At 69.8% G+C, this 25,684-nt stretch carries 26 protein-coding genes; 13 read left to right on the forward strand and 13 right to left on the reverse strand.

Going from position 1 to position 25,684, the window contains the following annotated elements; translation table 11 throughout:
- Nucleotides 1-52: 52 nt before the first annotated feature.
- From bla to ACTFTM_RS21000, 3 genes are all read right to left on the reverse strand, one after another.
- Nucleotides 53-961, reverse strand: coding sequence for a class A beta-lactamase (bla, locus tag ACTFTM_RS20990; RefSeq protein WP_449566681.1), 909 nt, complete (start codon nucleotides 959-961; stop codon nucleotides 53-55).
- A 131-nt stretch (nucleotides 962-1,092) separates the two neighbouring features.
- On the reverse strand, nucleotides 1,093-1,695 hold the full coding sequence (locus tag ACTFTM_RS20995) for a response regulator (RefSeq protein WP_449562190.1): 603 nt from the start codon (nucleotides 1,693-1,695) through the stop codon (nucleotides 1,093-1,095).
- The gene (locus ACTFTM_RS21000) at nucleotides 1,692-2,837 is read right to left on the reverse strand and encodes a sensor histidine kinase (RefSeq protein WP_449562191.1); all 1,146 of its coding nucleotides are present in this window, start codon (nucleotides 2,835-2,837) and stop codon (nucleotides 1,692-1,694) included. Before ACTFTM_RS21000 ends, ACTFTM_RS20995 begins: the two co-directional genes overlap by 4 nt.
- 107 nt (nucleotides 2,838-2,944) lie before the next feature.
- Here ACTFTM_RS21000 and ACTFTM_RS21005 point away from each other — a divergent pair, with 107 nt between their 5' ends.
- The 7 genes from ACTFTM_RS21005 (at nucleotide 2,945) to ACTFTM_RS21035 (ending at nucleotide 9,793) form a co-directional block, all read left to right on the forward strand.
- The gene (locus tag ACTFTM_RS21005) at nucleotides 2,945-3,826 is read left to right on the forward strand and encodes an ABC transporter ATP-binding protein (protein WP_449562192.1); all 882 of its coding nucleotides are present in this window, start codon (nucleotides 2,945-2,947) and stop codon (nucleotides 3,824-3,826) included.
- 26 nt (nucleotides 3,827-3,852) lie between these two features.
- A complete protein-coding gene (locus tag ACTFTM_RS21010; RefSeq protein WP_449562193.1) occupies nucleotides 3,853-4,572 on the forward strand; it encodes a hypothetical protein in 720 nt (239 codons plus the stop codon).
- Nucleotides 4,569-5,249: a GOLPH3/VPS74 family protein gene (locus ACTFTM_RS21015; protein ID WP_449562194.1), complete on the forward strand. Its 681-nt coding sequence runs from the start codon at nucleotides 4,569-4,571 to the stop codon at nucleotides 5,247-5,249. Before ACTFTM_RS21010 ends, ACTFTM_RS21015 begins: the two co-directional genes overlap by 4 nt.
- A gap of 182 nt (nucleotides 5,250-5,431) precedes the next feature.
- Entirely contained in the window at nucleotides 5,432-5,593 is a 162-nt protein-coding gene (locus ACTFTM_RS21020; RefSeq protein WP_449562195.1) for a hypothetical protein, read from the forward strand.
- A 130-nt stretch (nucleotides 5,594-5,723) separates the two neighbouring features.
- Nucleotides 5,724-7,955: a hypothetical protein gene (locus ACTFTM_RS21025; RefSeq protein WP_449562196.1), complete on the forward strand. Its 2,232-nt coding sequence runs from the start codon at nucleotides 5,724-5,726 to the stop codon at nucleotides 7,953-7,955.
- Nucleotides 7,956-8,094: 139 nt separating this feature from the next.
- The gene (locus ACTFTM_RS21030) at nucleotides 8,095-8,463 is read left to right on the forward strand and encodes a MerR family transcriptional regulator (RefSeq protein WP_449566682.1); all 369 of its coding nucleotides are present in this window, start codon (nucleotides 8,095-8,097) and stop codon (nucleotides 8,461-8,463) included.
- Between the two features lie 235 nt (nucleotides 8,464-8,698).
- The gene (locus ACTFTM_RS21035; protein ID WP_449562197.1) at nucleotides 8,699-9,793 is read left to right on the forward strand and encodes an alkene reductase; all 1,095 of its coding nucleotides are present in this window, start codon (nucleotides 8,699-8,701) and stop codon (nucleotides 9,791-9,793) included.
- A 269-nt stretch (nucleotides 9,794-10,062) separates the two neighbouring features.
- Here the strand turns inward: ACTFTM_RS21035 and ACTFTM_RS21040 are convergent, their stop codons facing one another.
- The 4 genes from ACTFTM_RS21040 to ACTFTM_RS21055 all read right to left on the reverse strand — a co-directional run bounded on the left by ACTFTM_RS21040 (nucleotide 10,063) and on the right by ACTFTM_RS21055 (nucleotide 13,952).
- The gene (locus ACTFTM_RS21040) at nucleotides 10,063-11,244 is read right to left on the reverse strand and encodes a glycosyltransferase (RefSeq protein ID WP_449562198.1); all 1,182 of its coding nucleotides are present in this window, start codon (nucleotides 11,242-11,244) and stop codon (nucleotides 10,063-10,065) included.
- Nucleotides 11,241-11,837, reverse strand: coding sequence for a DedA family protein (locus ACTFTM_RS21045; protein ID WP_449562199.1), 597 nt, complete (start codon nucleotides 11,835-11,837; stop codon nucleotides 11,241-11,243). The genes ACTFTM_RS21040 and ACTFTM_RS21045 overlap by 4 nt, the downstream gene beginning before the upstream one ends.
- Nucleotides 11,838-12,012: 175 nt before the next feature.
- Nucleotides 12,013-12,699 carry a response regulator gene (locus tag ACTFTM_RS21050; protein WP_449562200.1) on the reverse strand — a complete coding sequence of 229 codons (687 nt, stop codon included), beginning with the start codon at nucleotides 12,697-12,699 and terminating at the stop codon, nucleotides 12,013-12,015.
- Complete coding sequence (locus ACTFTM_RS21055; RefSeq protein WP_449562201.1) at nucleotides 12,696-13,952, reverse strand: sensor histidine kinase; 1,257 nt, start codon at nucleotides 13,950-13,952, stop codon at nucleotides 12,696-12,698. Before ACTFTM_RS21055 ends, ACTFTM_RS21050 begins: the two co-directional genes overlap by 4 nt.
- Nucleotides 13,953-14,085: 133 nt before the next feature.
- Here ACTFTM_RS21055 and ACTFTM_RS21060 point away from each other — a divergent pair, with 133 nt between their 5' ends.
- Nucleotides 14,086-14,913 (forward strand): DedA family protein, encoded by an 828-nt coding sequence (locus tag ACTFTM_RS21060; protein WP_449562202.1) that lies wholly within the window; start codon nucleotides 14,086-14,088, stop codon nucleotides 14,911-14,913.
- Here the strand turns inward: ACTFTM_RS21060 and ACTFTM_RS21065 are convergent.
- Both ACTFTM_RS21065 and ACTFTM_RS21070 read right to left on the reverse strand, forming a co-directional pair.
- Nucleotides 14,879-15,481: a TetR/AcrR family transcriptional regulator gene (locus tag ACTFTM_RS21065; protein ID WP_449562203.1), complete on the reverse strand. Its 603-nt coding sequence runs from the start codon at nucleotides 15,479-15,481 to the stop codon at nucleotides 14,879-14,881. The two genes, ACTFTM_RS21060 and ACTFTM_RS21065, sit on opposite strands and share 35 nt — an antisense overlap.
- Nucleotides 15,448-17,013 carry an MFS transporter gene (locus tag ACTFTM_RS21070; protein ID WP_449562204.1) on the reverse strand — a complete coding sequence of 522 codons (1,566 nt, stop codon included), beginning with the start codon at nucleotides 17,011-17,013 and terminating at the stop codon, nucleotides 15,448-15,450. The genes ACTFTM_RS21065 and ACTFTM_RS21070 overlap by 34 nt, the downstream gene beginning before the upstream one ends.
- Nucleotides 17,014-17,070: 57 nt before the next feature.
- On the opposite strand from ACTFTM_RS21070, the gene ACTFTM_RS21075 reads away from it, so the two are divergent.
- Nucleotides 17,071-17,580, forward strand: coding sequence for an FBP domain-containing protein (locus ACTFTM_RS21075; RefSeq protein ID WP_449562205.1), 510 nt, complete (start codon nucleotides 17,071-17,073; stop codon nucleotides 17,578-17,580).
- A gap of 13 nt (nucleotides 17,581-17,593) precedes the next feature.
- Entirely contained in the window at nucleotides 17,594-19,141 is a 1,548-nt protein-coding gene (locus tag ACTFTM_RS21080) for a MerR family transcriptional regulator (RefSeq protein ID WP_449562206.1), read from the forward strand.
- 149 nt (nucleotides 19,142-19,290) lie between these two features.
- On the opposite strand, the gene ACTFTM_RS21085 is transcribed toward ACTFTM_RS21080, so the two are convergent.
- The 3 genes from ACTFTM_RS21085 to ACTFTM_RS21095 all read right to left on the reverse strand — a co-directional run bounded on the left by ACTFTM_RS21085 (nucleotide 19,291) and on the right by ACTFTM_RS21095 (nucleotide 22,872).
- Nucleotides 19,291-20,226, reverse strand: a complete 936-nt coding sequence (locus ACTFTM_RS21085) for an alpha/beta hydrolase (protein WP_449562207.1) — start codon at nucleotides 20,224-20,226, stop codon at nucleotides 19,291-19,293.
- Nucleotides 20,227-20,430: 204 nt separating this feature from the next.
- Complete coding sequence (locus ACTFTM_RS21090; protein ID WP_449562208.1) at nucleotides 20,431-21,957, reverse strand: alpha/beta fold hydrolase; 1,527 nt, start codon at nucleotides 21,955-21,957, stop codon at nucleotides 20,431-20,433.
- 774 nt (nucleotides 21,958-22,731) lie between these two features.
- Nucleotides 22,732-22,872 carry a hypothetical protein gene (locus ACTFTM_RS21095; RefSeq protein WP_449562209.1) on the reverse strand — a complete coding sequence of 47 codons (141 nt, stop codon included), beginning with the start codon at nucleotides 22,870-22,872 and terminating at the stop codon, nucleotides 22,732-22,734.
- 31 nt (nucleotides 22,873-22,903) lie between these two features.
- Here ACTFTM_RS21095 and ACTFTM_RS21100 point away from each other — a divergent pair, with 31 nt between their 5' ends.
- The 3 genes from ACTFTM_RS21100 to ACTFTM_RS21110 are packed head-to-tail and all read left to right on the forward strand — an operon-like array spanning nucleotide 22,904 to nucleotide 24,403.
- On the forward strand, nucleotides 22,904-23,140 hold the full coding sequence (locus ACTFTM_RS21100) for a hypothetical protein (RefSeq protein ID WP_449562210.1): 237 nt from the start codon (nucleotides 22,904-22,906) through the stop codon (nucleotides 23,138-23,140).
- A gap of 46 nt (nucleotides 23,141-23,186) precedes the next feature.
- Nucleotides 23,187-23,789: a SigE family RNA polymerase sigma factor gene (locus ACTFTM_RS21105; protein WP_449562211.1), complete on the forward strand. Its 603-nt coding sequence runs from the start codon at nucleotides 23,187-23,189 to the stop codon at nucleotides 23,787-23,789.
- Entirely contained in the window at nucleotides 23,786-24,403 is a 618-nt protein-coding gene (locus ACTFTM_RS21110; protein ID WP_449562212.1) for a hypothetical protein, read from the forward strand. The genes ACTFTM_RS21105 and ACTFTM_RS21110 overlap by 4 nt, the downstream gene beginning before the upstream one ends.
- A gap of 315 nt (nucleotides 24,404-24,718) precedes the next feature.
- Here ACTFTM_RS21110 and ACTFTM_RS21115 read toward each other — a convergent pair whose 3' ends face one another.
- The gene (locus ACTFTM_RS21115) at nucleotides 24,719-25,663 is read right to left on the reverse strand and encodes an aldo/keto reductase (protein WP_449562213.1); all 945 of its coding nucleotides are present in this window, start codon (nucleotides 25,661-25,663) and stop codon (nucleotides 24,719-24,721) included.
- Between the last annotated feature and the right edge of the window lie 21 nt (nucleotides 25,664-25,684).

Raw genomic sequence — 25,684 nt, forward strand, 5'->3', positions numbered from 1 at the left:
GTGCGGCAGGCAGGCTGGCGTCAGCACGCCTCCGGAGCGGGCCGACGCGCCGTCACAACGCGGTGATGGCGACCTCGGCCGCCTGGGCGATCAGGGCGTCGTCGTAGTCGGCGTCCTTCTGGTCGCGGCTGGACAGCACCGCGAGGACGATCGGCGCGCGGTTCGGAGGCCAGATCACCGCGATGTCGTTGCGGGTGCCGTAGCCGCCAGCACCGGTCTTGTCCCCCACGACCCAGCCGTCGGGCACCCCGGCGCGGATCAGCGCGCCGCCGGTGGTGTTGCCCTTCAACCAACCGTTGAGCACGTCGCGGTCCGCCGGTTCGAGGGCGTCTCCCACGGCGTACGCCCGCAGATCCTCGGCCAAGGCCGCCGCGGTGCTGGTGTCCCGGCGGTCACCCGGCTTCGCCTCGTTGAGCTCGGTCTCGTAGCGCGCCGGATCGGTGACCTTGTCCCTCACCTCGCGCAACTCCTTCTCGAACTTCTGCGGTCCACCGAGCTGGCGCAACAGCAGGTTGCCGGCGGTGTTGTCGCTGTACCGCACGGCCGCGTCGGCGATGGCGCGCAGCGTCATGCCGTCGGCAACGTGCTGCTCGGTGATCGGCGAGTAGGTCACCAGGTCGTCCGCCGAGTACCGGACCACCCGGTCCAACTCGGCGTCCGTGGTCTCGTCGAGGACCTCGGCAGCCGCCAACGCCTTATACGTCGACGTGTACGCGAACCGCTCGTCGGCCCGGTACCGCACGGTGCGACCTGAGCCGATGTCGATCGCGTAGACCCCCAGCCGCGCGTCGAACCTCTCCTCCAGTCGCCGGAAATCGGGGCTCGCGGTGGCGGCGGTGGACGCGCTGGCCGTCGTCGTACGGTCGGGTGCCGGCTGCTCGGCGGCGTCGGCGGGGCCGCAGGCGGCCAGGGCCACCACTGCCGCGGCGGCTACCAGACGGTGTGTCGGAAGCACCATGATCGCTCCTTGTCGGTGCCGTGGTCCGGCGCGGGCGCGCCGGTCGGACAGGACTCGACAGTGGCAGGGATCCGGCATGCGGTCGAAGACGGAAACAGCGGTGTCCATGCCGATCTGACATGGTCCCCCGATGGTCACAGCCAGTCGTGCTCGCGGGCGTAGCGGGCCGCTTCGTGGCGGGTCCGGGTCTGGGTCTTGCGCATCGCGTTGGAGAGGTAGTTGCGGACGGTGCCCGGGGCGAGGTGGAGCCGGACGGCGATGTCGGCGACCGAGTAGCCCTCACCGGTGACCCGCAGCACGTCGGCTTCACGGTCGGTGAGGGGGTTGTCCTCGGTGACGGCGAGCGCGGACACGTCCGGATCGATCCACCGTTTCCCGGCGTGCAGGGTGGCGATGACCGAGGTGATGTGAACCGGCTCGGCGGACTTGCTGACGAAACCCTGGACGCCGAGCTTCAACGCCTTGCGCAGCACGCCCGGGCGGGCGTGCCGGGTCAGCATGAGGATCACCTGCTCGGGCCGCACGCGGCGGATCTCGGCGACCGCGCCGAGACCGTCCACGTCCGGCATTTCCAGGTCGATGACCAGCACGTCCGGCCGGTGCCGCAGGGTGGCCTCGACGGCCGTCCGGCCGTCGGACGCCTCGGCGAGAACGGTGATGTCGCCCTCCATCGGCAGCAGCGCGGCCAGGGCCGTACGCAGCAGCGCCTCGTCGTCGGCGAGCACGATGGTGGTCATCGGTCGTCACTCCGCTCTGCGTCGGCACGCACGGCCGGGAACGTCACCGCCGTCCGGAACCGTCCCTGCTGCTGTTCCACGGTCAGCTCCCCTCCGTCACCCGCCAGCCGCTGCCTAAGTGCTGCCAGTCCCCTGAGCGCGGGGAGGCCGTCGGTGGCGGTCACGCCGTCGTTGACGATGGTGATGCCCGACGCGGCGAGCGTGATCCGCACCTGGGTAGCCTGCGCGTGGCGCAGGATGTTGGTGGTGGTCTCGCGGAGCACCTGACCGAGCAGTTCGCTGACGCGGGCGTCGACCTCGCCCTCCCGGGTCACCCGGACCCGGATGCCGGCGGCCTCGAACAGGTTCTTGGCGTTCTCGATCTCCGCGGTGAGGTTGAGCCGCCGCTGGTCGTACGCGAGTTCCTTGGTCTGCGCGATGGTGTCGCTGACCAGCGCGTAGGTCTCGCGTAGCTCCTTCTCGGCCCGAACGGTGTCACCGAGCAGCAGGCGCTGGGCCAGGGCGATCTTCAGTTTCACGACGTGCAGGGTGTGGCCCTGGATGTCGTGCAGATCGCTGGCGAACCGGACGCGTTCCCGCATCACGGCGAGTTCAGCCTCCCGTTCCCGAGTCTGTTCGAGTTCCCGGATGAGGTCGTAGAAGCGCTCACCCAACACCGTGAAGATGGTCACGAGGACAGTGAGGACGGTCGGGATGAGGACGTACGTGAGGAGTACGTGACCGATGTCGTCCCGCTGCACCAACAGCCGCAGCGCGCCGACGGCCGCGACGTAGGTGAACAGCCCGGCCACCACCAGCTTCCGGCGCCGCCGCACCTCGCGGAGGGTGAGGGAGCCCACGGCGCAGAACCCCCAGTAGGCGTTGGGGCTCCCGACAATCAGGACCCCCAGCGGCCACACCACTCCCGCCACGGCCAGGCACGGCAACGCCGCCCGTGCCAGATCGTTGGCCGTCCACCGCTCGAAGGCCACCACGCCCGCCACGGCCCCGGGTGCCAGGACGAGGAGGTGCCACCAGGTACGCGCGTCGGTGTACAGCAGGACCACCGCGGCGAACACCACCGGCGGCAGTGACGTAGCGAGGTTGAGCCGGCGCAGCCTCCCCTGCGTCGACTCGGTGAAGCGCGGCGATCTTCCGGTCACCACTTCAGTATCGGGCAGCCAGGTGCGACGACCAGTGACACCACGTCACATGCGGTGATGACGCGGCGCCACTGACCGGCCGGCCGTATCCGCGCTGTCATGGGTGCATGTCCACCACACCCGTCATCGACGTCGAACGGCTGAACCTCACCTACGGCGACTTCCACGCCGTCAAGGACCTCACCTTCGCGGTGCGACCCGGAGAGCTCTACGCGCTGTTGGGCACCAACGGCGCCGGGAAGACCTCGACCCTGGAGGTCGTCGAGGGACACCGGAAACCCACCTCGGGCGCCGTACGCGTCTTCGGGCACAGCCCCGGCGACCGTCGGAGGGTACGTCCCCGGATGGGCGTCATGCTCCAGGAGAGCGGATTCTCCCCGGATCTCACCGTCCGTGAGTCGGTCGGCCTGGTCGGCCGGCTCACCCGCCGCACCGACGACGTCGACCGGGTGATCGACCTGGTCGACCTCACCGATCGCGCCGGCCGCAAGGTGTCCCACCTGTCCGGCGGCGAGAAGCGGCGGCTGGACTTCGCCACCGCGGTCTACGGCACCCCGGACCTGCTCTTCCTGGACGAGCCGACCACCGGCCTCGACATCCAGTCCCGCGACGCCGTCTGGGCGAGCGTGGACCGGCTCCGGGAGAACGGCGCCACCATCGTGCTCACCACGCACTACCTGGAGGAGGCGCAGCAGCGCGCCGACCGGATCGGGCTCATGCACCAGGGCGTCCTGCACCGCGAGGGCACGGTCTCTGAGCTGACCCGCACCCTCCCCGGCGTGATCCGCTTCTCCCTCGCCGCACCGGTTGCGCCACTTCCGCTGGCGGCCGTGGCGGACGCCGACGGGAAGGTCACCGTCGAGACCTTCGAGCTGCAGAAGGACCTGCACCTCCTGCTCGGCTGGGCGCAGGACCACGCCGTGGAACTGCGCGACCTGACGGCGGGACCGACCCGGCTCGACGACGTGTTCCGCGCCATCAACAGTTGATTCGTTCTTCCGAGAGGCCCATCACCGTGTTGTCCATCGCGTCCAGCGAGTTGATCCAGATCTTCCGCAACCGACTGGTACTGGTCACCAGCCTCATCATCCCGGTCGCGGTCAGCGCGTTCTTCGTGCGTCAGCACGAGACGTACGCCGCGCTCGGGAGCCTCGGCTACATCGCAGCGGTCGTCATGTTCACCGTGTCCGCGTTCGGCCTCTACGCCGCGGCCGTGACCACCCTGGCCTCCCGGCGGCAGAACCTCTTTCTCAAGCGGCTGCGCTCCACCGCCGAGAGCGACGCCGGCATCCTCGCCGGACTGCTGCTGCCCGTACTCGTCATCGCGGCGGTGCAGGTGACCGCGATCCTGGCCGCCCTGGCCGTGGTCGCCGGTCGGCCGTCCAACGTCGCCCTGCTGGTGGTGGCGGTCTTCGCCACCCTGGCCATGATGACCGGTCTGGCGCTCGCCACCGCGGGGCTGACCAACTCACCGGAGCACGCTCAGGTGACCACGCTGCCCGTTACGCTCGGTGTAATCGCGGTGGCCACCTGGGTCGGTGTTTCCGGCACCGAGAGCCTCGCCCTTCTCAAGCGGCTGTTGCCCGGCGGGGCGGCCACCGAACTGACGATGAACGCCTGGAACGGCGGCGTCGCCGTGACCGATTCCCTGCTCCTGCTCGCGCCCACGCTCGGCTGGGTCGTCGTCGCCGTCGCCCTCGCCACCCGACTCTTCCGCTGGGAGCCCCGCCGATGACCACCGAGCCCCGGTCGGACGCAGCGACCCTCGTGGAAGACCTTCTCCTGCTCCTGTTCCAACCCGCATCCGGGACCATCGCCGGCGAGAACACCCTCTTCTACGTCCTCGGCGGCGCCGTCCTCGCGGACCTCGCCCTCGGCGAGCACCTGACCACGACCGACCGGCAGCGGGTCAGTAGCGTCGCCGGTCACCCGCCATCGGACAGCCTCCTGCGACCGGCGTGGGACTACCTCGCCGAGAAACCCCGAGGGGTGCAGACGGCACTGGCCGCGATCGGCCCCACCCTGCGAGGGCCGGTGCTGGAGCGGCTCGTCGCACGGGGCGACATCGACCAGGAACCCCGTAAGGTACTCGGCCTGTTCCGGACGACGGCGCTGCGTGACGGCCGGACCGAACGCCGGTCCCGCCTGCTCGCCGACGTTCGGCGGGTCCTCGTGGACGGTGCCGAGCCGCAGGCCCGGGTCGCCGCGCTCGGGGCGCTGCTCTCGGCGAGCGGGACCCTCCCGCAGTTCCACCGCGAGATCCCGTGGACGTCACCGGTGATCACGCGGGCCAAGGAACTCGAGCGGGGCGACTGGGGCGCCGACGCCGCAGGTGCAGCCGTGACCCGGACCGTGACGGCCACTGTCGTCAACAGCGCCATCGTGGCCATCTCGGTGCTTCCGCGAAGCTAACCCGTCCGTGCGACATCTGGCTGAGCGTCAGATGGTCGAAGAGGGTGAGGCCGGCCACCTGCTGCAGGGGCGACTCCAGCCGGCCGGGCAGCAGGAGGACAAGCGGGGCCAGGCCGGTCCGGGCGTCCTTCTCATCCGCCGACTCACCGAAGGCCCCCGACGCGCACCGGCTCCTCCCGCGGATGTGGGAGGGGCCGGCCGCCGGCGTCCGTACCGACCTGACCGTAGCCGACTTCCGGCTGCTGATCGCCGCCCACCACGGCGTCGTCCTGGCCGCCGGCCCCGACGCCGGGGCGGACTTCCAGCGTCATCTGGCACTGACGCTGCGCTCGCTCCAACCCTGAGGAACCGCCGCGCCGACCGGCGCCCAGGCTTGTTTTCCCATTTGGGGGGTACGCCGTTTCGCCACGCGGGCGCCGCCGGATCAGCCGAGCGGGTCGTGTGCGCTGCGGAAGCGCCGGGGGCCGATACGGGATGGATCAACGAGAGGTGGGCGGGCGCGCCGGGGAAGTGGGTGTCGTAGAGCTGCGGGTACACGGGGTGTCCGCCATCGGCCCGGCTGAGCTGCTGGATCGGCCGCACGTGCGGCAGGTGGCGGGTGACCACAGGGGTGGCTTCTACCGGCCTTCGCCGGAATGTCACGAGGGCGGCGAGCCGGACGGGGTGGCGCTGGAGGCCTACCGCTGGAACAACCTGCCGGCGGGAAACGCGGTACGAACGCTGTCGATGGTGATCCTGCTGCCCTTCATGCTGATCAACCTCGCCATCTGGATGCGTCCGGCCGGAGCCGGCGCCGACCCGGTGATCAAGGCGCTCTGCCGGTTGCTGGCGCTCATCCTGACCGCGATGTACGTGCTGAGCATCGTCGGGATCGCGCTGGACGTGATCGCCTGGAAGTGCATGTCCTCACCGGAGTGCCTGGGCGGACGGAGTTGGCTCTCCTGGCTCGGCGGACGCCCGGCCGGACAGCGCCTGGCGGTGCTCGCGCTGGTGCCAGTGGCGGCGATCGCCCTGGTGTGGGGGATCACCGCTCGCCCTGCATTGCCCACTCACGTTCTCCGGTCGGCCAACCAGACCCGTCCGACGCACCGACTCACCGCCGTCGGCCGCTGGGACAACGAACCGCTGGTCGGCCGGCTGCGCTCGATCCACGTCACAGCGGCGTTCGCCACCCTCGACCTCAGCCTGCTCGTCGCCCGGGCCGCACAGGGGCTGTCGATCGGCACCGTCGCGCTGGCGACACCTTGCGCACTTCTGCTGATCACGTGTGCGGTTCTGCTCTGCACTCCGCCCTTGGCCGCACATACGGAATGGCGGCTCGATCGGTTGGTCCGTGCGCTGCGCACGATCGCCCTCGGCCTGAGCGCGCTGGTCTGGATCCACATCCTGACCAGTTCGGGCCCCTGGCCCGAGCAGAACGATCTACCCGGCTACGAGCTGACAGCCGTAGGGTTCTTCGTCGGTCAGGCGGTGCTGCTGGTTGCCCTGGGGGTGGCGCTGTTCTGGCACCGCAATCGACAGCCGGGGATGGCCCTCTCGCTCGGGCTCGGTGCCCTGGCGGCGCCCGTCGCCGCGATCAGTCTGGCGCTCACGTTCTCCGCCGAACTGGTCTACCGGGTGTCCGACATCCTGAACCGGGGTGCGCCGACCGTACAGGCGTCGATCACCAGCCCTCCGCAGGCCTGCGTCTGGGCGATTCTCGGCTTCTCACTGGCGGTGCTGGTGACACTGGCCGTCGCTGGCGTGCAGGCGCTGGTGTCCCGGCCGGGACGGATCCGCGCCGCGTCGGCGATCGTCGCTCGTGACTTTCCGGACGCGCCGGCCGATGCCGAGCCACGGCTGCGGCAGGTGCGCAGGACCATAGCCCGTGCCCGGTTCACCGAGAGGCTGGTGCCGCTCGCGGTGCTCTACGCCTGCCTTGCCGGGATCGGCATAGCAGCGGTCACGCTCGGTCTGCTGCCGACGCCTCCGGACGAGCTGATCCAGCGCTACGTGGGCCTCCCGGCCGGCTTCGTCAACTTCAGCATCGGCGCCGGCAGTTACCTGATCGCCGCCCTCTTCCTCGGACTGATCGTCGGCGGAATCTTCGCCTACCGCACGCCCGGATTCCGTCGCTACGTGGGCGTGCTGTGGGACCTGGGCACCTTCTGGCCCCGAACGGCGCACCCGTTCGCGCCACCCTGCTACGCCGAGCGGGCCCTGCCCGAACTGACCTGCCGGATCACCCACCTCGTCGACTCCGGCAACACGGTGGTGCTCACCGGACACAGTCACGGCTCCGTCCTGCTCGCCGCGACCGTCCTCCAGCTGCCACGCCGGGTCACCGACCGGATCGCCCTGTTGACCCACGGCTCCCCGCTGCGCCGGCTGTACGCCCGGCTCTTCCCCGCATACGTCAGCGACGAGGTGATTCGCGAGATCGCCGACCGGGTCGACTGGCGGTGGGTGAACCTGTGGCGCGACACCGACCCGATCGGCGGTCGCGTCTTCTCACCCCAGCAGCCCGGCGGGTTCGACCGAGCGCAGTCGGTGGATCGCCGGTTCCGTGACCCACGCGACGTCACCGCAGCCCCTGGAGACATCTTTCCCCCACCGATCAGGGGACACAGCCCCTGCGAGATCGACCGGGTGTTCGACGAGGAGGTGCGTGACCTCGCCGAACGCCTTCGCTGGGCGAGCGGTCGCGAGCAGGCCCCGCCGGGATGACCTGGTCCTCGGCATGGTGCACGACCAGTACGGGCCGAAGCCGCCGGGGCGACGGGCATGGGCGAGGCGGACGAGTGCCGGTAGGGTAAATCTCACACAGACGTGAGATAAGGGCGGGTAGGCAGCGATGACCACAACCATCCGGATCGGTGAACTCGCCAGCCGCACCGGGGTCAGCGTGCGATCCCTGCGTTACTACGAGGAACAGGGCCTGCTCACCAGCCTGCGCGGCCCGGGCGGGCACCGCCGCTACGTCGAGGGTCAGGTCGAGCGGATCCTGTTCATCCAGCGACTGTTCTCCGCCGGCCTGAGCAGTCGGACGATCGTCGACCTGCTGCCGTGCGTCGAGGCCCCGAGTGCGGACACCTCCGAGGCCGCCTTTGAGCGCATGGGTCAGGAGCGGGACCGGCTTGACCGGCACATCGAGGAGCTGATCAAGACCCGCGCCGTGCTGGACGAGCTGATCGCCGCCAACCGCGCCCATCGCACGGAACTCACCAACGCCTGAGTCTCGTCGCCATGGCGAGGGCCGCCACCTCCTGAACGAAGCCAAGGAGAAGCCTACGAAAAGGGTCGCCGAATCAGCGACCTGCTGCATCGTGAGCTCCTCTTGTTCGCTTTCATCAATGCGGTGACCGCGCGGGCCACGGAATGCGAGCGCGGCGAGGCGAGTCGTGAGCCCCGCCACGTCGCGCCACGAAAGCTTGCATCTGACATCAGTGTCAGATTTTACGGTGAGGGTCATGACATCGTTCTTCGACACCGTCTCTCTCGGCCGGCTGCAGCTTCCCAACCGCATCGTGATGGCCCCGATGTCGCGGGTGCGATCCACCCGCGACGGACTCGCCACCGCATCGATGGCGACGTACTACGCCCAACGGGCCAGCGCCGGTCTGATCATCACCGAAGGTGTGCACCCCAGCCCGGTCGGACAGTCCAATCCGCTCACGCCGGGACTGCACACCCCCGCGCAGGTCGACTCCTGGCGGCAGGTCACCTCCGCCGTGCACACCAACGGAGGCCGGATCTTCGCTCAGATCATGCACGCGGGTCGGATCAGCCACCCGGACACGACCGGCCACCAGCCGGTCGCGCCCTCCGCGGTCGCCGCCCGCGGGACGTACGTGTTCACCCCGACCGGACCGCAGCTCGCGCCGACGCCGCGGGCGCTGTCGACCGGCGAGGTGCCGGGTGAGATCGAATCCATCGCGGCGGCGGCGCGGAGCGCGGTCCAGGCCGGCTTCGACGGCGTCGAGGTACACGGCGCGAACGGGTACCTGATCGGGCAGTTCCTCTCCGACAACGCCAACCTCCGCACCGACCGCTACGGCGGGTCCGTCTCCGGGCGCATCCGGTTCGCCGTGGAGGCGGTCGCGGCCACCATCGACGCGATCGGCGCAGACCGCGTCGGGTTGCGGTTGTCGCCCGGCGCCGGCATCGCCGACGCCATCGACACGGACATCCCCGAGGTGTACGGCGCGCTGCTCGCCGAGCTCATCCCACTCGGACCGGCGTACGTCCACCTGGCCGGCACCGACGAGCGGGTACTACTCGGGCTGCGCCGCGCCTGGCCCGGCACGCTCATCATCAACCCCTCAGCGGCGAACAGCCCGGCGGCGGCGACCCGGCACGACGCCGAGCGTTGGCTGGGCCACGGAGCAGACCTCATCTCGCTCGGCCGCGCGTACCTGGCCAACCCCGACCTCGTCGAGCGATTCCGGACAGACCTACCGCTGACAATCGCGGACCCGGACACCTACTACACCGGCGGCGACGACGGCTACCTCACCTATGCCGCGTACGCCCGCCCACGTCTCGCCGCGACCGCATCCGGCTGATGCCGTGGGGAGGCTGGGCCCACCGCGGCCCGGTTGACTCCGCGTCGGGTCGGCCAGCCGCATGCCACCAGCGGACCACGGCCACCCGGCGGTGGCGTGGTGTCATCTCCGAGGCGTGGACGTGGCGTCACTGGTCGGGAGACCGAATCTCCCGGGCGGTGCTCGGGCATGCGCCTTCCGCGGATGCTGAGGAGCGCGTCTCCGGGACACGGCCGCTCCGACGAACGCACCGGCACGCCAGCCGGCGCGTGTCGTCCGGGTGGTGACCGTCATGACAGCTGCCCGACCGGGGATGCTGCGGGAGTGCGCCGGAGCGCGTACAGGTCCTCGAAGGCGGCCACCGTACGGCTCACGTCGTGCTCCTCCGCGAGCGCCCGGCTACGGCGGCCCATCGCCGCGGCGCGATCGGGATCGGCGAGCACGTCGATCAGCCGGGCGGCCAGCGTCGCGGAGTCGCCGGGCGGGAAGAGGTAGCCGTTGTCGCCGTCGTGCACGAGGTGCGGCAGGGCGGCGGCGTCGGCGCCGAGGACGGGCCTGCCGGACGCCATAGCCTCCAGGGTCACCAGGCTCTGCAGTTCGGCGGTGCCGGCGTTCACGAAGACGTCAGCCGCCGTGTACGCCGAGGGCAGATCATCGTCGTCGACGAATCCCGTGAAGATCAGCGAATCGGCCACCCCGAGACTGGTGGCCAGCCGGATCAGCGCACGCCTTTCCGCACCGGTGCCGGCGAGCACCACCTGGGCGGCTGGCACCTTCGCGCGTACGGCGGGCAGCGCCCGCACCAGCACCTCGAGGTTCTTCTCCTTGTCCAGGCGACCGACGTACCCGATCGTTGGCCCGGTCGGAACGCCGTAGCGCCTGCGGAAGCCGGCGGCCGGCGCGTCTGCCCGGAAGCGGGAGAGGTCCATGCCGCAGGAGATCGGCAGCACCGGCCCGGCGACACCGGAGCGCTCGGCCAACGCCGCCGCGTACGGCGTCGGAGCGGTCACCACGTCCGCACGGGACAGCACACGCGCGGCGTCGGCCCAGGCCCAGTCGTGCAGCCGTTCGCCCCCCGGCAGGTAGTGCGTCAGGTTCTCGGGCATGAAGTGGTTGGTTGCCACGACCGGGATGCCAAGCTGAGTGGCGGCCCGAATGAGGGCGCGGCCGATGAAGAAGTGGCTCTGCACGTGCACCACGTCCGGCCGGACAGACTCCAACAGCCGCCGGACCCGCGAGTTCAGGCCGGCCGGGCTGGCGAACCGGAAACCTCTGCGCCGCAGCACCGGCAGCGACGCGAGATGGTGCTCGACCACACCGCCAGAGGTGACGGTGCGGGTCTTGCGGTCGGTCGACGGGCGGGCCACATGCACCTCGTGCCGGCCGGCCAGCGCGGCCACGAGCCGCTGAGCGAAGTACGACGCGCCGTTGACGTCGGGAGCGTAGGTGTCGACGCCGATCAGGATCTTCATGATTTCACCTCGGAATGACGACGTCCGACAGCGCGCCGGACGAACAGGTTGACGAACATGACGGCGAGGGCCAACGCACCGCCGATGACCAGCGCGGAGCCGGCACTCGCGAACAGCTCGGCGGCCCGGTCACCGACCAGCACGCCCAGGCCGATCAGCAGGGCGGCGCGGAGCAGGCTGAAGGCGGCGACCCAGGCCAGGAAGTGCCGGAAGGGCACCCGGGCCAGCCCGGCCGCGACGTAGGAGGGGACCGCTGCGAGGTCGGCGACCTTGGCGTTCCAGACGACCCTGGGCAGGTTCCGGCGTACGGCCGCGGTCAGCCGGCCGCGACGCTCGTGGCTCAACCCGAGACGCCGGAGCAACCGGCTGAAGACGGATCGGGCACCGAGCCGACCGATCAGGTAGAGCAGGCTGTCAGCGGCCACGTCGGCGCAGACCACCACCACCAGGAGCGGCCAGAAACTCGCGGTCCCCGCGCCGACCAGCGACCCGGCGAAGACGGTCGCGGCGGGTCCTTCGGCCATGACGAGCGGAGGGATCACCGCGTACGGGTGGTGTTCCACCGCCGCCCAGAGACTGTTCAGCACTTCCATGCCGGCAACTGTGGATGCCTGCCACGTCGCCCGGCGTCAGTCCGGAGGATCGTTCCGGCGCCGCCGCTCGTAGGGTCCGGCGTACATCCGTCGTAGGGGCCTGCGTAGGTCACCTGGATGACCGGGAGAGTGAGACGACCTCGACATCGGCACCCGGTCTAGGAACAGCTCGGGACTACCTGCTCGGGCGGGCCTGTCCGCCGGGCGAGACGAGGCCGCTCTCGTAGCCGAACACCACGGCCTGGACACGATCACGCAGGTTGAGCTTCTGCAGGATCCGGCTGACGTGTGTCTTGGTGGTGGGCTCGGCGATGAACAGCGAGGCGGCGATCTCGGTGTTCGACATGCCGAGCGCTATCAGGCGCAGTACCTCGCGTTCACGGTCGGTCAGGGCATTGAGCGCCGTGGTACCGGTGGGCTGGTGTGGTCGCGTCTCGACGAAGTTTTCGATGAGTCGACGGGTGATTCTGGGCGCCAGCAGCGCCTCGCCGCCGGCCACCACCCGGACGGCTCGGACCAGATCGTCGGGCTCGCTGTCCTTGAGAAGAAAGCCACTGGCACCCGCCTGCAGCGCGGCGTAGATGTAATCGTCGAGGTCGAACGTCGTCAGCATCAGCACTCGCGGGGTGTGCTCCGCCGGGCGTTCGGACCCGAGCAGGGACCGGGTCGCGGCCAGCCCGTCGAGTACCGGCATCCGGACGTCCATCAGGACGAGATCGGGGCGCAGCCTGCGGCTGAGGTCCACGCCGAGTTGTCCGTTCTCCGCCTCACCGACCACCTCGATGTCGGGTTGCGCCTCCAGGATCGCCCGGATGCCCACTCGAATCATCGACTGGTCGTCCACGATGAGCGTGCGGATCACTGCGGGCCCCCGATCGGCATTCGTGCCCTCACGCGGTAGCCGCCTCCGTCACCGGCGCCGTTCTCCAGCGATCCGCCAACCAGCCGGACCCGCTCGCGCATTCCGGTCAGCCCGTGACCGGTCAGCTTGGAGGTCTCCATCGGCTGGGCCGGCCGCACCGCGGCCTCGTTCACGACCGACAGCACCAGATCACCACCTTCAAGATCGAGATTGACCAGCGTACGTGCGCCGGGCGCGTGCCGGATGACATTGCTGAGCGACTCCTGGATGATGCGGTACGCGGCCAGGGCCACGGATTCCGGCACCGCCGCTGCCCGCACGGCGTCGGTCTGACGTACCTCGACAGGCAGGCCGGCCCGTTCGGCCGAAGCCACCAGGTCCGGCAGCCCGCTGAGGTCGGGCACCGGAGCCAGCTCGACGTCCGCGTCCTCCGCCCGCAGCACGGACAGCAGCTGTCGCATCTCGCGCATCGCCGACCGGGCGCCGGCGGCTATCCCCTTGAACTCCATCTCGGCCTCCGGGCCCAGGTTGCTGATCCGGTACGACGCGGAGGTGGCCTGCATGTGGATGACCGACATGCTGTGCGCGACGACGTCGTGCAGTTCTCTGGCGATCCGGGTGCGTTCCTCGGCGACGGCTCGCTGGCTCTGCTCGATCTCGACGTCGTGCCGCGCGTCGGCGAGCTCCCGGCGAATGTCCCGCCAGCGGCGGATCAGCAGGACGGTGCCGAGCACGACGGCCGACAGCGCCGCGAACAGAATCTCCATGAGCAGGCCGTCGCCGACCGATCGGCCGCGCGGGTCGAGCGCCGCCACGACAGGGATGAGCAGTGTGCTCGATCCCCAGGTCAGCACCGCGGCGCGCCAGTCGTAGCGGGCCGAGACCAGGCCGGTGTGCGCGATCAGCGTCAGCAGGCCCGGCACGGTGAGCGGCCACGTGGAGGCCGAGCCGGCGGGGAGAGCCACCGCGATCACCACCACAGCCAGCAGTTGCAGTGCGGTCGCCTCGCGAGGCCGAACGAGGACCAGGAGCAGCGCGACGCCCTGGGCGAGGCCCGCGAGCACCGCGACCGTCGGGTTGATTCCGAACAGTTGAGCACCCAGCGCCGCATTCGCGGACAGGGCCAGCAGCGCCAGCCCTCCGGCGACGAGCCACCACAGCAGCCACGTCAGCAGCGGCCGGCGCCGCCGGAGATCGATCCCGGCCGGCGTGGGCGAACCGGCGTACTGGTTCGGCTCCGGCGATGCTGTCACGCGGCCACCGTACCCAGGAGGTCATCCGCGCTACATCGAACCGGGGATGTACGCCACCCCCTACGGCGGGACGACTCGTACCGACACCGCGGAGCGACGTGGCGGCCGGTGTCGTTCGCCCACGCTTCGAGGCATGGATCTGATGAGCCTCGTCGACCCGGTGATGACCTCGCCGCTTCTGTACCCGCTGCTGGCGCTCCTGGGCAGCCTGGACGGCATCCTGCCGTTCATCCCGTCCGAGGCGGCGGTCCTCGCGGCCGGCGTGTTCGCCCGCACCGGCACGCCGATTCCGCTGCTGGTGGTCGTGGCCACCGCTGTCGGCGTGTTCATCGGTGATCACCTCGCGTATTTCCTGAGCCGCAGCGCTGTCGGATCGCGGCTGATTGGGCGTTCTCCGCGTGTCGCCCGAGCCGTCGCCGCGGCGGGTCGGCAGATCGAGCGCCGGGCCGGTCTGCTGATCGTGACGTCCCGGTTCCTGCCCGGCGGCCGCGTGACGATGAACGTCGCCGCCGGTACGGCCGGGTTGCCGCTGTCGCGCTTCAGCCCGGCGTCGGCGATCGCGGCGCTGGCCTGGGCAGCGTACGTCTCGGGGCTCGGTGTGCTGGGCGGTGCGGCCTTCGTCGAGAACCCGCTCCTCGGCATCGCCGTCGGTCTCGGACTGTCGTTCCTGCTCGGGGGCATCGTCGAACTGATCCGTCGCCAGCTCAACCCCGGTAGGGCCCGGCCGGCCCGGCCCGGGAAGCGCAGGCTCCGGGCACGGGTCGCCATGGCGACGGTCGCGTTGGTGCTGGCAGTGCCGGCAGTGCCGGCCGCGGCAGCTGCGCCGCCGCCCTACGAAGATCGCGCCGGGGGGCAGAGACGGCCGTTGGTTACCGCCGGTGCGGCGGCGGAGCGCGCCGCCGCATCGGACATGTCGGCCAGGAAGGTCATTCCTTGCCGCGAGCGTCCAGAATCTGCCTGATCTGTTCGGTATCCGGCCCTGGCTCAGCGCTGGGGAATGGCGATGCGCGTAGTCCCGCGAGATGGATGTCGAGAAAGCGCTGCCAGGCGTCGGGGGCTACGGAGCCGCTCACGGCGACGACACCGCGCACTCCCCAGATCAGGATCTGGAGGTCGCCCTTCGTGGTGTTCTCGTTGATCCGGTGATGCGCCTTCGCCTGGGTCAGGAGTTGGTCGAACAGGCTGTCCAGTTGCTCGCCCACTTCCGGCCCTCGGCCGCTGATGAACCGGTCGGAATAGCCGAGGTGGTCGATCAACGATCTGCTGAGCAGGCGAAGGAACTCCTCCAGGCCCGTCCCGTCTCCTCGCGCGAGGGCTTGCTGCGCGGTTTCGACGAGGCCCTCGTACATCATGTTCACCAGGCGGCTGAGGAGGAGGTCCTTGTTCGGGAAGTGCCGGTACACGGTGCCGACACCCACGCCCGCACGGCTGGCGACGACGTCCATGCCCACATCGGTTCCCAGTTCGGTGAACACCTCATGGGCGCATCTCAGGATCAGCTCCTGGTTTCGGGCCGCGTCTCGGCGCACGAGAATTCCCCTCCCGGAGCGACGGCGACGTGTGTTCCGCCGACACGCATTGTCGGTTCGCCCTGCTCGGCGGGCGGCGTGATTGGAGCCATCCGTTGCCTGGCAGAGGTGTCAGGTATCAGCCGCGCGGCCGCCGCGGCCATCACCAGTACGACCGCCATCGCGGCGAAGCCGAGTGTATAGCCGGACTCCTCCGGCAGGCGGTTCGGCATCAGTTGGGAGGTCACGACGCTGGCCATCAGCGCCGCCCCGATCGAGCCGCCGATCGTCCGGATGTTGGCGTTCATGCCGCTGGCGACGCCGGTTTGCGACGGTGGCACGGCGGCGACGACGAGGCCGGACATCGCCGCGAAGGCGAGTCCGAGTCCGACGCCGATGAGAGCCGACACCAGGTAGATCTGCCACGTGTGATCGTGCGCGGCGGCGAGCAGTGCCAGGGCGGCGCCACCGATGAGGCAACCGAGGACGACGACGCGCTTGGCACCGATGACCGCGGCCAGGCGGCCGGCGAACGCTCCGGACACGAACATGGTGATCGACGAGGGTAGGAGCAGCAGACCGGCTGCTGCGATGCTGGCGCCGAAGCCGTAGCCGGCGGCAGGAGGGGTCTGGACGAATTGCGGCAGGAAGGCGAAGACCGCGTACATGGCGGCACCGGTGAGCAGCGCGACCAGATTGTTGGTCCATACGGCACTCAGGCGCAACATCCGCAGGTCGATCAGGGGAACCGCGGCGCGTTGCTCAGCCAGGATCCACGCCGCGCCCAGGATCAGCGCCCCGATCAGCAGGCCGACAACCGCCGGTGAGCCCCAGCCCCACGCGGGCGCCTGGGTCATCGCCAGCAGCAGGCACACCAGCCAGGCCGAGAGCGGCACCGCAGGCAGCCAGCTCACCGAGCCGCCACCACGTGCGGGCGACGGCGGCACCGCGACGTAGGCGGCGGCGGCGGCCGCGATCGTCGCGATCATGGGCAGCCAGAACAGCCAGCGGTAGCCCAACAGGTCCACGATGGGACCGGCCAGGACGATGCCGAGACCCCCACCGACCGCGCTCAGTGAGGCGATCAGCCCGACCGCGCCGGCCACCCTGTCCTCGGGAAACTCGTCACGGATGATGCCGAAGGCCAGCGGAAGAGCGCCGCCGCCGACTCCCTGGACGACCCGGGCGATGATCATCACCGTGATGTTCGTGGCGATCGCCGCCAGCAGGGAGCCCAACGACAACGCCAGCAGGGCGGAGACGAGAACACCTCTCCTGCCCAGCAGGTCGCCGGCCCGACCCATGATCGGCGTGAAGATCGAGGCCGAGAGCAGGTAGGCGGTCAGTACCCACGTGACGGTGCTCTGCGTGGTGTGCAGGACCGTCACCATCGTCGCGAGGACGGGCGTCAGCAATGACTGCATGAGGGTGTACGCGACCACAGACGCCGCCAGGACGGCGAAGGTTGCGTTGAGTGGGATGCGTCGGGTCTGGGTGTCCACGGGACCTTGACTTTCTAGCGGGCGGTCGGTTTGCCGGGGCCGACAGTACACGAAACGGAAACCGACGTCCGCTTCCGTTTCGAGGCGGTGGCGGCTATCGTCGCTGACATGGAACCGCTCGACGAGAAAGCGATCCGGTCCTCGTTCGTCAACTGCAGCAAGGGCGAGGCTGGGCGCATCAAGCTGCCACCGGGTTTCACCGAAGGCGCCGTGCCATGGGCTGACCTCGACTTTCTCGGCTGGCCCGATCCCGCCGCACCGCAGCGTGCGGCCTTGGTCGCTCCCGGCCCTCACGGCCCGATCGGTCTGGTCCTCAGACAGTCCGACGCGAGCAAGGGGCGCGGGCAGCGGTCGAGCATGTGTCGCATCTGCCAGACCGAGCACCTTTCCTCGGGCGTGACACTCTTCGCGGCACCCCTGGCCGGCGCCGCGGGCCGACGCGGCAACACGGTCGGCGAGTACGTGTGCTCGGACCTGGCGTGCTCGCTCTACCTACGTGGCAAACGCCAGCCCCGCGGACGCCTCGTCAAGCACGAGGAGACGCTGGCGCTGGACGAGCGGGTCAGCCGGGCCATGACAAGGCTCACCGCTTTCACCGATCGAGTAGCGGCCGGCTGAGGCCGAACTTCGGATGAAGATCAGTTGGAGCACTCGCGAGCTGGCCGAGGTCGCTGGCACCACGGTGAAGACCGTTCGCCACTACCACCGGATCGGGCTGCTGCCGGAACCGCAACGAGCGCACAACGGCTACAAACAGTACGAGACCGCACATCTGATCCGGCTGCTACGAATCCGCCGCCTCGTGGAACTCGGAGTTTCACTGCCGGAGGTCGCGGACGTCGAGGACTCGAGCGAGGGCGCCGATCGGACCTTCCGCGCCTTGGACGCCGAACTGGCGGCGAGCATCGACCACCAGCAACGGATCCGGGCCGAACTGGCGCTGATCCTGCGGGACGTCAGCCTGGCCGGCCTTCCATCCGGATTCGACGGTCACGTCGGTAGCCGGTCGCGGGCCACCCACGCGTTCTTGCTCGTCGCCGTCCGGCTGCTGGACCCGCCGGTCGTCGAAACCCTGCGCGAGTTGATGTCCAGGCCGCGAAGTGGGACGGCGACGGAGTTCGACACCCTGCCCGGCGATGCGAACGAGCAGCTTCGGCAGAGTCTCGCGGAGCGGTACGCGCCTGAGGTCATCCGCGACATCCACAGCCACCCTCAGCTGAAGGCAATGGCGGAACGGGCCGCTACCGGCGTCGACATGGGGGCTTGGTCGGTGGTCTTCGAGGGAATCCTCGACCTGCACAACCCGGCCCAGATCGATGTCATCGAACGCATGTACGCCACCCTCTACCCACCCGGGGCAGGCTCGGCGACCGCCCCTGCCCATGACCGCGCCCCAGGGGAACGGGGTGTTCATCTGCTGATGCGCGCGAGGCGTGGCTGGAGCACGCGAGAGCTGGCCGAGATCGCTGGCCTCACCGTGAAGACGGTGCGGCACTACCACGCGATCGGTCTGCTGGCAGAGCCGGAGCGGCTGGCCAACGGCTACAAGCAGTACCGGCTGCCGCACCTGGTCCGGCTTTTGGAGATCCGCCGCCTCACCGATCTCGGTGTGCGGCTGTCGGACATCGCGGCCATGCGGCATCGGGTCGAGGGTGCGGAGCAGTTGTTCAGCACGCTCGACTCCGCGATGGTCGCCGACATCGAACGCAAACGACGAATCCGCGCCGAGTTGACCGAGGTCCGGGAGCAGCTGCACCTGACGGAGCTGCCGGCTGGATTCGGCGGGGTCGCCGATGATCTGACGGACAGCGATCGGACGATCGCCATGCTCGGCTCACGAGTCTTCGAACCCTGGGTGCTGCGGGAGCTAAAGGCGCTGATGTCGCACCCGCGCACCGGCTGCGCACGCGAGTTCGACTCGCTGCCCGCCGACGCGGACGAGGAGACCCGGCGACTGCTGGCCGAACGCTACGCGCCCGAGGTCCACGAGCACCAGCAGAGGCACCCCGACCTGATGGCCGTGGCCAAGGACGGCAAAGCGGGCCGCGGACCGCGTCACTGGGCGATCATCAGTCAAGCAGTCAAAGAGCTGTACAACCCCGCGCAGCTCGACGTCCTGGACCGCATGAAGGTCATCATCGCCGGTCAGGTCGACGCACCCGGCGCGCTTCCCCACTAGCGAGGCTTCCCCGGATCTCACCTCCCCGCCCGGGCGCGACGCCGCGTGGTCCCGCACGCCCAGCCCGGCGACGTCGGTGGTGGCGGCCGGCGCGATGGCAGCGAGCCACCGGCCGGCCTGTTCCAGGTTCGTCCTGTCCGCCTGTCTCGCTACGTCATGAACCGCGCGAACCAGTCGAGGATCCGGTCGGGGTGCCGCTGGAAATACTTGTAGCCGTCCCAGCGCCGCGGCGTGTCGTGAATCCAGAACAGCTCCTTCTCGTCGGCGCCGACGGCCTCGTACGCCTCCTCGAGGTCGGACGGCCGGGTCAGGGTGTCGTCGTGGACGCCGTAGGTGAGGGTGGGCATGGTCACCGCGGGTGCCCACGCGCTGGTCCGGCCCTCGGTCAGCCACCCGCCGGTGATCAGGTGGTATCGCTGGTCGACCTCGTCGGCGTGCTCGCCCAGACCGGCGGCGGCCAGGCCCGTCTCCAGGAAGGCGCGTGGGGACAGCAGCAGCGGGGCCACCAGGCAGCGGACGTCGGCGAAGGCTGCCGGGTCGGTGTGGATGGCGCGGAAGGTGGCGTTGGCGCCCATGCAGCGGGCGAAGATCCCGACGTCCATCGCCGCGAGGTCGGGCCGCGACCGGATGAAGTTCATCGTGCCGATGACGTCGCGGGCCTCGAACCGGTTGTTGAGTGACAGCCCGCCGTTGGCCGCCGCGCTCAGGCCGCAGTTGCGAAAGTCGAAGGCGAGCACGTGGTAGCCCGCGTCGTGCAGGATCCGGTAGTCCTTGACGAAGTCGATCTCGGTGTCGTTACCGGGGCCGAACGCCGACCGCCACGGTTCGACGTGAGCCGGGAAACCGTACCGGTTGAAGCCGAAGGCGTGCATGGCCACGACCAGCTTCGTCGAGCCGGCACGGGGAATGTGCCACGCCTCGAGCGGCACGCCGTCCGCGGACGGATAGGTCAGGTCCTGGTAGTCGAGGCCCTCATCGCCCGGCGTGCGCAGCACGGGTGAGCGGGAGACGTGGGCCAGCCCCTGGGCGAAGGAGTCGAGGGTCGCGTCCAGGTCCTGATCGGAACTGTCAGTCGATCTGGTCATGCGGCATCTCCCATCCTGGTCATCACCCCCGGACCGGTCCTTGACCGGCGCCGGGCAGATTCAGACAGCTACGACGGCGGCCGGTTGGCCGGACAGGGCTTCCACTTCCACGAACCTGCCTGATCCTTCCAACCAGGCAGTGGTGGTAAATCCGTTGGTTACGCCGGGAGACGATCCGCCCCCCGGCGTGGTGCGTACGCGGCGTCAGCCGGCGGACGCCTTGCAGAAGATGTCCCGCTTCGGCATCACACCGTCGACCAGCCAGGCGGTGCCGGCGTTCAGCGCGCACGGGTTGTCGTCGAAGATGAACACCCCGTGCTGGTTCTCGTCGACGGTCACCAGACGGGACCGCTTCGCGAAGGCCTTGCGCGCGAGCTGCCCGCCCAGCAGCGGCGTGGCGGTGTCCCGCCGGTTCTGCATGATGAGAACGTTCGCCGGGCCGTTGTCGTTGACGGCGACCTGCGGCTCAGACGGCTTGAACGGCCAGAAGGCGCACGGGTTGATGTTGGCCGTCGCCGCCCCGTAGAGCGCGAACGCCTTCCGGTCCTCGGCGACGCTGCGCTGATAGGCCTGGATGTCGCGCGGCCACACCGAGTCGTTGCAGACCGTTACCAGGTACGCCGACAGCACGACCGAACCGGGCTGCGGCGTCGCGCCCGCCGTCCCGGGTCCCGCAGCGGCCGTCAGCTCACGGGCCGCCGCCGGGTTGGACGCGGCCGCCAGCTGCCAGAATCGCGCGGTCCGGGCGTAGTCCCCCGGCCTGTTGTAGAGGCCCGCGTAGATCATGGCCCGGAACAGCTGACCGTCCACGGTGGCGACCGGCGTCTTGTCGAGCCGCTGGGCGGTCCGGAAGTAGTTCGCCCGCACCTGGGCCGGGGTGCGGCCGAGACCGTACGCCTGGTGCCGCTGCGCCACCCACGCGGCGAAGTCCGGGAAGGCCTGCTCCGCACCGCGCGCGAACCGGCGGAGCGAGGCCCGGGTCAGGGCAGTGTCGCCGGTGTTGCTGTCGATGATGACGCGATCGCTGGTGTACGGGAACATCGAGGCGTACGCCATGCCCAGCGCCGAGCCGTAGGAGAGGCCGAAGAAGCTGGCCTTCCGCTCGCCGAGGGCGAGCCTGATCCGGTCGAGGTCTCGCGCGGCGTTGGCGGTGGAGATGTGGGCCATCAGACCGCCGGTGTCGTTGGCGGCACATTGTTCGGCCACCGCCCGGGACTTCGCGGCCTGCTCCTCGACGGCGGCCGCGTCCACGGCGTAGGGCGGAATGTTGCCCGAATACTTCTGCTCGAGAGTGAACTTGCAATCCACGGGGGCCGACTTCCCCGTGCCGCGGGGATCGGTGCCGATCAGGTCATAGGCGTCCGTGAGGCCGCTCGGCGCGCCCAGCGTGACCAGGTCGTTGGGCATGGTCAGGCCGGGCACACCCGGGCCGCCCGGGTTCATCAGCAGCACGCCGCGGCGCTTGGCCGGGTTGGTGCTGGGGATCCGCGACACCGCGAGCTCGATCTGCTGCCCGTCGGGGTCGCTGTAGCTCAGCGGCACCGAGACGGTGCCGCACTGCAGGGTGGGCGCGACCGCGGCGACGGGGGCCGGGCAGGCACCCCAGGTCACGCCCTTGGCCGCGGCGCCCTTCACGTCAGTGGCGTCCGCCGGCATCGCCGCCAGATAGCCGACCAGACCGACCGTCACCACCAGGGCCAAGCTTGTTACTGCCGTGCTTCTCCGGCTCATTCTCTTCTCCCAGAGGTCGCTGCTTCTCAGCGCTTGTCACAGGTGACGTCCTGCTGCGGCATGACCCGGTCGACCAGGTGCGTGTGGTCGTGTCCAGGGCGTGGGCGTTGCCGCCCAGGACGTCGACGCCGTACCCGGCGGCGTTCACGGTGATGGCCGGCATTCCGTCCACGGCGGCCGCCCCGGTCAGGGCAGCGCCGAGCCTCCACCTCATCTCCAGCTCCCGTCATCGGGTTCGCGAGTTCTCCGGCACATCGGACCCCCTGCCCTTGGGGCAGGGTCAAGCCGAAGGTCACTGCGCGTGTGCGGTGAACATCACGTTTAGAGACCAGCCGACATCGATTCGGTGGGGATTGTCCGCCTCAGCCGATAGGCCGCCCGCACCGCTTGGAGCGCGACCCTGCCACCACCGACCAGGGAGCCGTTCGCCTCGATCGAACAACGTCGCTTCAATCATCGATTAGTCGTGGAAATGCAACCTTGAGTTTCATCAGAAACCTTGCGACGTTAACCGAAGCCAGGTTGACGATCACCCTGGCTCTGTTTCGCGGGAATCTTCAACGACACCTGCTTTACGAGCACGGTGATCGTCGAAGTTGAGGTGGCGCCGGGCACTCGAATTGCGACCCGAGTCGGTGCGAGAAAGTCTCGGCGGCCCACCGGCAACCTTTCCGGTGTGGCGGGTCTTTCACCAGGTATGGCTCTCCACACCGGATTTCGCATCCTCGTACCTGCCGCTCTCGTCGCGGTCGCCCCGGCAGGCTGCTCCGACGGTCAACCTGCCGCCTCGGCACGATCCTCGGCCCCACCCAGCATGGCGTCCTCCGCGATCACCACCGCCTCACCGCCGTCGGCGCCGACCCTCTCGGCAGCGCCATCGACACCCGCGGCACTACCGTCGACGACGTCGGGCACGCCTCCCGACGGCGGCTGTCCCGTGACCGCTGTGACTCTGAACCGCGTGCCCGGCCTACCCGACGGCTCCCGCATCACCCCGGACACCGTGGGGTGCTGGAGAAGCTGGGCCTTCGGCTGGGACCGCAACCAGCAGGGGGACGGCATGTACCTGTTCCGGTACACCACGGGCCAGGGCTGGCGCATCCACGGACAGGGCAGCGCCTTCGACTGCGCCGACCTGGGCATCGAGAAGGACCCGGACGACCCGCCACCGTTCTGCTCGTAGCGGACCGAATGACCAGTGGCAGTTGTCGATTGCGAGTGTTGTTCCGATGACGAGAAGCGGAGCGATGGTGGCCGACCCAGTGGCGCGTCGGGCTGTCCCGGCGACGAGCACCAGATCTCGGCCGGAGGATCCGGCCGAGGCTGAGTTCTGCGCGTTCGTCCGGGCCCGGGCAGCGGCGCTGCAACGCAGCGCGTTTCTCCTGACCGGTGATCGGCACCTGGCCGAGGACCTGGTGCAGGACGCGCTGGCACGCACCCATCGGGCGCTGCGCCGGCTTGCGGACAGCGGACACTTCGAGGCGTACACCCGCATCGCCATGTACCACCTGCATGCCCGCCGCTGGCGACGGACCCGGATCGCCGAGAGCCTGCCCGGAGAACTGGCCGACCTGCCTCATCCGGACAGCGACCACGCCGGTCGCACAGACCTGAAGCTGTCGCTGCTCCGGGCGCTGGACCAACTCACCCGCCGTCAGCGCGCGGTGCTGGTGCTGCGCTTCTTCGACGACCGCAGCGAGGCCGAGGCGGCCGAAATGTTGTCCTGCTCGATCGGCACGGTCAAGAGTCAGACGAGCAAGGCGCTGGCGCGGCTGCGTCAGATCGCGCCCGAGCTGCTGTCCGCTACGGAGACGAACGGGGTACCCCGTTGACCGACGATCTCAATCGGCTACGCGACGTCATGACCGATCTGGCCGAGCACGGAGGAAGCACCGACCTGTACGAGCGCGCGCTGCACGAGTCCCGCCGGCTGCGCCGGCACGGCGTTCTCGTGAGGAGCGCCGCCGCGGCCACGGGCGTGCTGGCGATCGTCGCTGCCGCGACGCTGGTGGGTGGCGGAATTTCTGGCCCGCCAACGCCGGCGATCGATCCACCGACGGATGCCCCTATTCCGCCGCCCTCGGCGGTGCCGAACTCCACCTCGCCGCCGCCGTCGGCGCCACCACCACCGTCAGCGTCGACATCCCCGGCCCGGCCGTCGATGACGACCGCGAGTGAACGACCCGACCATGGTTGCCCGGTGACGGCTGCCACCTTGAACCGGGTCCCCGGCCTGCCGGACGGTTACCGGATCAGGCCGGAAAGGGTGGACTGCTGGAGGGACTGGGCGACCGGCTGGGACCCGAACCAGGAGGGCGACGGCGCGTACCTCTTCCGGTACACGCCGAGCCGAGGCTGGCGCATCCATGGGGTGGGCAGCGCCTTCGACTGCGCGGACCTGGGCATCACAAAGGACCCGGACGACCCGCCGCCGTTCTGCTCGTAGGGGCAGCGGCTGACGACCGAGCAGTTCCGGCTGCACGTCCAGCGCTTTCCCGCGAGCCGCTGGACGATCTGTTCGACGCCGGGATCGACTGTCGGACGCTGCCTCCACCACCTCGGTGACCAGGACGCCATCACCTCGCGAGCCTGAAGCCGGTCCCGGAACTACCGACGCAGGCGACGGCGGCTGGCTCGAGTGCCGGGACCGGCACCTCATGTCGATGACGGGTCAGGCCGCCGGTCGAGAAGTCGGCCACGCGCTGGGCGTGGACCACCGCTCAGCCCGTATCGGTTCGCGCGCGACCGGATGGCTCACCGGCTACGGCAGTGCGGCTCCACGGGCGGTAACCCACAGCTGGTACCACTCCTCGTGGCTGAGATCGGGCTCCCGCCCGACCGCGTCGGCGCAAGCGCCGATGCGCTCCGGGCGGGTGGTGCCGACGACCGGAGCGACCCGGACCGGGTGACGCTGCAACCACCACAGCAGGACGGCCTCCGGCGTGGTCCGCTTCGCCTCGGCGAGCTCGACCAGCAGCCGAGTGGTCTTCTCCTCGGCCTCGGTTCCGGCTCGCCCGGTGAAACGTCCCTGCGCCAGGGCACCCCAGGCCTGCATTCCCATCCGCTCGGAGACGCAATACTGCACCGTACCCAGGGGGAATCCAGTGGTGGTGGTGGTGTTGACAGACACCTCCGCTTCGACCCAGTTCCGCTTGTGCAGGCTCATTTCCAGTTGGTTCACGACGAGCGGTTGGTCGAGCCGAGACTGTAGGTGCGCGATCTGCGCGGCGCTCATGTTGGACACCCCGAACTGGCGTACCAAGCCCTGTTCGTACAGCGACCCGAGAGCCTCGGCGGTCTCGTCGGGATCGGCCAGCGGGTCGGGCCGATGCAGCAGCAGGACATCGAGCACGTCGGTGCGAAGCCGGGTAAGGCTCTCCTCCACGGAACGCACGATGTGCGGACCGCGCAGATCGTAGCGACCACCGTGGCCACCGTCGGGTAGGCGGATACCGCACTTGCTCTGCAGCACGATACGCTCGCGCAGGCCGGGCGTGCGGGCCAGGACCTCGCCGAAGACCGCCTCGGACTTACCGCGCCGGTAGATGTCGGCATGGTCGAAGGCGGTGATCCCGGCGTCCATCGCGGCGACCACCACGGCCTCGGCCTGCTCGATCTCGCGCGGGCCGTACGGGGAGTCGTCCCAGGCCCCGCCCAGGCCCATGCATCCGTAGAGCAGGCGGAAGTCACGCACGTCGGTGTTCACAACAGGTCCCCCGTGGCTCGG

This window comes from Micromonospora sp. RB23 (assembly GCF_053585025.1).